This window comes from Halanaerobiales bacterium, assembly GCA_035270125.1.
Classification (GTDB): Bacteria; Bacillota; Halanaerobiia; order Halanaerobiales; family DATFIM01; genus DATFIM01.
The window spans coordinates 1-7,810 of the sequence record DATFIM010000186.1; the positions used below are offsets into that span (position 1 = coordinate 1).

Annotated in this window: 7 protein-coding genes; all 7 read right to left on the minus strand. The window is 29.0% G+C overall.

All coding sequences use genetic code 11. The features are described 5' to 3' along the window. A partial coding sequence (locus VJ881_09585) for a SulP family inorganic anion transporter (protein HKL76303.1) occupies positions 1-282 on the minus strand: 282 nt, incomplete at its 3' end. A 35-nt stretch (positions 283-317) separates the two neighbouring features. Continuing rightward, positions 318-1,355: a M42 family metallopeptidase gene (locus VJ881_09590; GenBank protein HKL76304.1), complete on the minus strand. Its 1,038-nt coding sequence runs from the start codon at positions 1,353-1,355 to the stop codon at positions 318-320. Next, positions 1,356-2,444 (minus strand): mechanosensitive ion channel family protein, encoded by a 1,089-nt coding sequence (locus VJ881_09595; protein ID HKL76305.1) that lies wholly within the window; start codon positions 2,442-2,444, stop codon positions 1,356-1,358. It lies immediately after the preceding gene. A gap of 126 nt (positions 2,445-2,570) precedes the next feature. After that, positions 2,571-3,467 (minus strand): ABC transporter permease, encoded by an 897-nt coding sequence (locus VJ881_09600; GenBank protein ID HKL76306.1) that lies wholly within the window; start codon positions 3,465-3,467, stop codon positions 2,571-2,573. A 34-nt stretch (positions 3,468-3,501) separates the two neighbouring features. Beyond that, a complete protein-coding gene (locus VJ881_09605; protein HKL76307.1) occupies positions 3,502-4,428 on the minus strand; it encodes an ABC transporter permease in 927 nt (308 codons plus the stop codon). Between the two features lie 117 nt (positions 4,429-4,545). Further along, a complete protein-coding gene (locus VJ881_09610) occupies positions 4,546-6,171 on the minus strand; it encodes an ABC transporter substrate-binding protein (GenBank protein HKL76308.1) in 1,626 nt (541 codons plus the stop codon). 235 nt (positions 6,172-6,406) lie between these two features. Continuing rightward, positions 6,407-7,810 (minus strand): SulP family inorganic anion transporter (locus VJ881_09615; GenBank protein HKL76309.1); only part of this gene is annotated, 1,404 nt, incomplete at its 5' end.

Consider the following 7,810-nt stretch of genomic DNA (forward strand, 5'->3'; position numbering starts at 1 on the left):
TAAATAATTTTCTCCATTATATTGACTTAAGGTACTAGAAATAGCTATTGCCATAACATTAGTAGGACCAACAACAAGATAATCAGAAATCCCAAAAATACTGGATACAATCATAGAAACTATAGAAGTATATATTCCATAAACAGGATTAATCCCAATAATCAAAGCATAAGCCATGTTTTGTGGTAAAGCAACCGCCCCAACTGTTAAACCTGCTATTAGATCCTTTTTGAATTTATTTAGTTCATAGTTTTTAAAATCATTTATTAAATTAGAAAACACTGTATATTGCCTCCCAAAAATCATATATTATCTGGTTAATATTTATTAGTAATATAAGAATTAATTAATTTAAAGGTATTTTTTAAACCTTCAACATGAGTTCTTTCATAACCATGAGAAGCAAAAACTCCTGGACCAATCAAACCATGTTTTATATCAAAACCTGAACGTAAAGTAACATCAACATCTGAGCCATAATGTGGATAAATATCAACTGCAAAATTTAATTCTTTATCTTCAGCTATATTAATTAAATTAGTTGTTAAATCATAATCATAAGGCCCACCTGAATCCTTAGCACAAATGGAAACTTTATGTTCATCAGTTTCTAAATCATCTCCAACTGCTCCCATATCAACTGATATCATTTCTACAATATCTTCTGGTATACCTGCTGCTCCACCATGTCCCACTTCTTCATAACTGGTAAATACAAGATATATTTTTCTATTTAAAGAAATTTCATTTTCTTTTAAATAATGAGCTAATTCCATTAAAATCCCGGCACTTGCTTTATCATCTAAATGTCTGCTTTTTATATAACCACTTTCAGTTACTACTGTTCTAGGATCAAAACTAATGAAATCTCCTGTTCTTATTCCAAGTTCTTCCACATCTTCTTTAGAATCCACTACTTCATCTAAAACTATTTCAAGACTCTTATTATCTCTTTTTATATCTTCTATATTTTTATGAACATGAGTTGATGCTTTTTCTAATTGAATTGTAGCTGTATATTCTTTTCCATCTCTAGTATGTATTATACAATTTTCCTGTTCAATATTATTAGCAGGATATCCGCCTATTTTAGTAAAACGAAGTTTGCCATTATCTTTAATAGCTCTAACCATAGCTCCTAATGTATCAACATGAGCTGCTAAAACAAGTGGACTACCCTTTCCTCCAACTTCAACAATTACTGACCCTTTATTAGTAACTTGAGGTTCATAACCCATATTATAAAATTCTTCTTTAAGATATTTTTCGGTTTTTTTAGTAAAACCAGAAGGACTTGGCAACTCACATAAATCTACTACATAATCAACAATATTATCAATATTTTCTTTTTTCATTTATTCCACCTCATCTTTTAAATTTTTAGAAATAACTTTGTCAGAATTATTATTTAAATGAATACTTTGAGTAGGATAGGCAAGTTCAATATTCAATTCTTCAAATTTCTTTTTGATTCCTAAATTAATTTCTTCCTGAATATCCATATATACTTTGTAATCACTATCTTTAACATAATAAACTGCTTCAAATATAAGACTAAAATCCCCATAACTACTAAAATGAGCCCTATCAAAAGTAGTTTTCTCAACATTATTAATTATATTTTCTATAATTCCGGGAATTTCTTTGACTTTTTCTAAAGGAGTTGAATAAACAACACCTATTTTGAAATTAATCCGTCTTTCTTTCATTTTACCATAATTACTTATTCTTGAATTAGTTAAATCATTATTAGAAAATACTAATTCTTCTCCACTTAGACTTTTTATTCTGGTTGTTTTTAAACCTATATGTTCTACTGTACCTTTATGTTCACCAATTATAATAAAATCTCCAATATCAAATGGTCTATCAAAAAAGATAGTAAAATAACTAAAAATATCAGCCAGAACTTTTTGAGATGCAAAAGCTATAGCAATACCACTAATACCTAAACCAGTAAGTAAACCAGCAACTTCAATATCCATATTTTCTAATAATACTATTAAACCTATGATCCAGATAAAAATTCTAATAATCATAATTATAAATTGCAACATTTTACTTTGATAAACATCTTTTTGTTTTTTATTCCAGTATTTTTTCAAACTATAAATAAGAAGTTCCTGAATAATCTGGATAATATAAAATAAAGCAGCTGCAAATAAAATCATTTCCAAAATTCTATGAATAAGATTACTAAAATCCAATCTTATAAAAGCAATATAAAAAAGCAAAATATTAACTAAGGGAAAAATTTTATTTTGTAATATATCATCTACAAAATTAGCAAGATTTTCAGAAATTTTTTTCAGATATTTAGTCAAATTATCCCAAAAATATATTCTAAATACTTTTAAAAATAAATTACCAATAATTATTATTAAAAATGAAATTAAATAATTATAAATAGAATTATTAAAAACAATATATTCTAAATTCTCCATAATAAAACCTCCAAATATTATTTTCTAAATAATATTCAATATTATCATATCATATATATAAGCAAGAAAAAAGCTGCAAAAAATAAATTTTGCAGCAGGCTAAACCATTAACTATTTATTTTAACTTTAATTTTTGGGATCAAGAGCATCACGTAGACCGTCACCAAATAAATTAAATCCTAAAACAGTTAAAATAATTGCAATCCCAGGAAAAACTCCCCACCACCATTGTCCATTTTTTAAATATCCCTGACCTGCAGAAATCATATATCCCCAACTAGGAGTAGGAGGTTGGGTTCCAAATCCAAGATAAGTTAATGAAGCTTCAATTAAAATAATGCTTCCCATACCAAGTGTTCCCTGAACAATCACAGGTGCAATAACATTAGGTAATATATGCTTAAACATTATTTTAAGATCACTTACTCCTAAAGCCCGAGCTGATTCTATATATTCCTTTTCTTTTATAGAAAAAACCTGGCCTCTTACAACCCTGGCAATCGACATCCAGTAAACTAAACTTATAGCTGAAAATGTTAGAACTAAACTTGGTGGAAAATAAGCTACTATTGCAATAATAAAGAGTAAAAATGGAAATGCATATAAAACATTTATAAGCCAGCTTATTACATCATCAACTACTCCTCCATAATAACCTGCCAGAGTACCCATAATTATTCCAATAAAAACTGATAAACCCATTGCTGCTATTGAAATTTGAAGTGAAATTCTCGCTCCATAAATAACTCTGGTCAAAATATCACGACCATATAAATCTGTTCCCATCCAATGTTCACTAGAAGGAGGAGCTAATTTTGCAGAAGCTCCTTCTGTCCAAATTAATTGTTCTACCGGATCATATGGTGTTATATATGGTGCAAAAACCGCTATTACAATAAAAAATATAACAATTCCCATTCCAAAAAGAGCTAATTTATTTTTTCTTAGACTTTTCCAGGCATCCCGTAAAAGTGAACTGGCTTTTTCTCTATTACTTTTTTCCTGTTTCTTTTTTTCTTTCAAATAAATTCACCTCCAGCAAAGAATTTATATTATTTTATTCATAACGAATTCTAGGATCAAATAATCCATAAGATAAATCAACTAATAAATTTGCCACTACAAATACTAAAGCCATAAATAAAACAATACCTCTAATAATTGGAAAATCACGATTGATTACAGATTGAACTGCCAATCTTCCCAGACCTGGAAGAGAAAAAATTGTTTCTGTTAATATTACACCACTTAATAAACTGGCAGTCTGTAAACCAATTATAGTAACTACAGGAATCAAAGCATTTTTTAAAGCATGCTTATAAATAACAGTTCTTTCCTTTAAACCTTTAGATCTAGCTGTTGTTACATAATCCTGGTGAATTACCTCTAACATAGTTGAACGAGTAAGACGAGTAATTAAGGCCATTGGTCTAACTCCTAAAACGATTATCGGTAAAACAAAATAAATAAATTCTCCATTACCAAGACCTGTACCAGGTATCCATCCCAGATAATTTGCAAATAATAAAACTGATAATAACCCCACAAAATAAACTGGAGAGGACATTCCAAGTAAAGCAAAAATCATACTTGAATAATCTATATAAGTATATTGGTGGGTACTCGATAAAATACCTAAAAACATACCAAAAACGACAGCAATTGCCATTCCTCCAAAAGCTAATTTAGCTGTTACTGGTAATCTTATTCTTATTGACTGAATAACAGTCATATTATTCCGATAAGATCGACCAAGATCAAATGTGAAAACATCTTTATAAAAATTTACCAATTGGACAGGAATTGGTTTATCAAGTCCCATTTCTTCCCTAATCATTTTTATAGTATCTGGATCTCCTCTCTGCCCCATCATTATCCGAGCAGGATCACCAGGAACAATAGTAGTCAAAATAAAAACAACTAGAACTACTCCTATAATTATTGGAATAGTAGATAAAGTTCGTCTAATAATATAATTTAACATAAGACACCTCCAATTCTCATCTTTAAAAATAATAATTTTTATAAATTAAATAATTACATTAAAAATTTTAAAACCTGGCCTCTATTTAAATAGAGGCCAGATAGAGAATTGATATTACTATTGATTTAACCAGACATCTCTAAATTTATTTGAATATTGGCCAAAACTAGGTAATTCATAGTTTTCAACAAATGGCTGTATTAAAGAATGAGTTGTATAGTGATAAATAAATACCCAAGGAGCATCTTCTACAACTAATTGTTCAGCCTTTTGATATACTTCTTTTCTTACTTCAGGATCAGTCTGAATTCTTCCCTGTTTTGTCCACTCATCAAAAGCAGGATTATTGTAACGTGAATAGTTACCTCTAGGGCCTATATTTTCTGAGTTAAGCAATACATATAGGAAGTTATCAGGATCATTATAGTCTGCAACCCAACCCATTCTAAAGAAAGGAACTTCTCCTCTTTCAACAGAATCTAGGTGAGTACCCCAGTCAACATTCTGTAGATTTATATCTACTCCAACCTGAGAATATTGAGCCTGAAGTGCTTCAGCAATTCTTTTATGTCCAGTACTGGTATTATATTGAAGTGTTACTTCAATACCATCTGGGTATCCAGCTTCTGCCAACAATTCTTTTGCTTTTTCTGGATTATAACTATAACCTTCAAGATCAGGGTTATAACCGAACATAGTAGGAGGTAAAACACCTTTTGCAGGTGTTGCTCTACCATTCATTACTATATCAATCATAGCCTCTCTGTTAATAGCATAGTTCATTGCCTGTCTTACTTTTACATCATCAAAAGGTTCTTTTTCAATATTCATACCATAATAATAAGTTCCTAACCATGGTCTTTCCATATAATTATCCCCATATTTTTCTTTGGCAGTATTATAGAATGGATCATCTACCTGTGTTTGATATATATTACCTATTTCAAACTCATTCCACATCATTGTTAAATCTTCAATAATTCTAAATTCAAGTCTATCCATATAAGGTAAAGAATTACCTTCTTCATCAGTCATCCAGTAATTTTCATTTTTAGTCATTGCTATTAGTGAATCCTGATCCCATTTTTCAAATTTATAGGCTCCTGTTCCTACAGGATGGAAGTTCCATTCTTCTCCCCATTTTTCCACATCTTCTTTTGGCATTACACTAAAAGTATTATAAGTCATTACACTTAAAAATGGAGCGAAAGGACGATCAATAGTCATTTCTAAAGTATATTCATCAACTGCTCTAACACCAGTTAAATGATCTGTTTCTCCATCTCTAAATTCCTGATATCCAACAACCATATCTATAAAATAGGCTCTTGGAGACTGGGTTTCAGGATTAACAATATGATTTAAAGTCCATACCCAATCCTCAGCTGTTACTTTTCTTCCACCATTAGCAGTAGGTGTGCCACCTTCTATTGTTTCATGGAAATATACATCATCTCTTAAATGGAAAGTATATACTAAACCATCATCTGAAATTTCCCATGATTTAGCCAATAAAGGTGATACTTCTCCAGCATTATTATACTCTACCAGTGTTTCAAACATCTGATATATCATTTCAGATGAAGTTGTATCTGTAGCCTGAGCTGGATCTAAATCAGGTGGGTTACTCATTAATGCATCTTTCCAAACTCCTCCATAGTGATGTCCTGCAGCTAAAGCAGATACCGATAATCCTCCAACCAATAATCCTACTAATAACAAGGTAATAATTTTTCTACTCATTTTATTCTTCTGCCTCCTTTTAATTTTCACTTGATAAAAATAGTAGGTAAACTAATCTTTCCTCCTTTCATTAGTATTTTATTAAGATTCTTAATATTTTTAATTTTTATTATAATATGATATCTGCTTTATATTGTAAGTTTTTTGGTATATTATGATTCATAAAATAATCAATATTAGATGGATATGATATATTTCTTTATAAAGATAAAAATTCCTTCTTTTTATTAGAAAATTATTCAAATTTATCGATTTCATCAATTGCATCTTTGGTTGAGGAGAAAATTTCTTCTCCAGCTCTAAAAATATGATCTTCATCAATTTTTTTAGTGATTCCATATACTTTTATACGTTCGTAATTTTCCTCAGAAACACCACTTAAATATACTTCTCCTCCTCTTCCTTTTACTTTATCAATAAACCTTTCCAATTCTTTAATAACCGTTATATCAATATATTCTACATCTCGCATTCTAATAACATATTTATCCTTCTCAATTTCACTTTTATCAAATTCTTCTTTTAAATTATCTGAAACATTGAAATGCATAATCCCTGATAAGTTTATAATAATATAATCTTCTTTATTTAATTCTCCAGATTGTTTTTTTACAAAACTATCATCTTTTGAATTATAGGTGAGGTAATCAGAATTAATATTACTACTTCTTTTTAAAACAAAAATTATAGAAACTATCACCCCAAAATAAACTGCATAGTCTAATCTAGGTGAAATAATAGTCATCACAAAAGTAGCTAAAAATACTGCCCCATCAAAGTTAGTTGTTTTAAAACAGGTTGATATTTCTGGGAAATCTATTAAATTATATGCTACAACTAAAATAATAGCTGCTAGAGTAGCTATAGGTAAAGTTTTTATTATAGAAGAAAAAACTAAAACAATTATCAATGCAGACAACCCTGAGAAAAAACCAGATAATCTTGAATAAGCACCTGATTCATAATTAGCAAAACTTTTACTAAATGAACCTGTAACAACAAATCCTCTAAAAAATGAAACTAATAAATTAATAATACCTAAATTTACAAACTCCCTATTTACATCAATAGAATCATCTGACTTTTCTTCCATAACTTTTATAATTGAAAGAATTTGAATAAATGATAAAATAGCTATAGAAAAAACGGAACTTAATAATTTTTGCATAGTTATTAAGTTAAATTTAATCATATGAGGTCTCGGGAAAGTAGCAGAAAATTCTCCTATGATTTCTAATTGGTTTTCAAGATTAAAAAGATTAACACTGGCAATTCCAATAATAATTGCCACTAAATACGACGGTATATTTATTTTTAAATTATTTAAAATAATAATTATTACTATTGTAACTAAACCCAAAATTAAAGAATATAAATTAGTTTGATCAATATTTTTAAAAGTTGAATATATTGTTGTAAGGGCATTGTATTCATTTTCAGGACTAACCCCCAAAATATTTCCAATCTGGCCTGCAGCAATAACAAAAGCTACACCAGTAGTAAGTCCAATTACTACTCCATGAGAAATATAATTTACTAAATTACCTACTCTTAAAAAACCAAGAATAAGTTGAATAACACCTACCATAAGAGTTAACATAAAGACACTTTGTAAATAATTTTCAGGAGAAATTAATTT

Coding starts and splice junctions, on each gene's coding strand:
- VJ881_09590 (HKL76304.1), bottom strand. CDS start 1,355: ATGAAAAAAGAAAATATTGATAATATTGTTGATTATGTAGTAGATTTA.
- VJ881_09595 (HKL76305.1), bottom strand. CDS start 2,444: ATGGAGAATTTAGAATATATTGTTTTTAATAATTCTATTTATAATTAT.
- VJ881_09605 (HKL76307.1), bottom strand. CDS start 4,428: ATGTTAAATTATATTATTAGACGAACTTTATCTACTATTCCAATAATT.
- VJ881_09610 (HKL76308.1), bottom strand. CDS start 6,171: ATGAGTAGAAAAATTATTACCTTGTTATTAGTAGGATTATTGGTTGGA.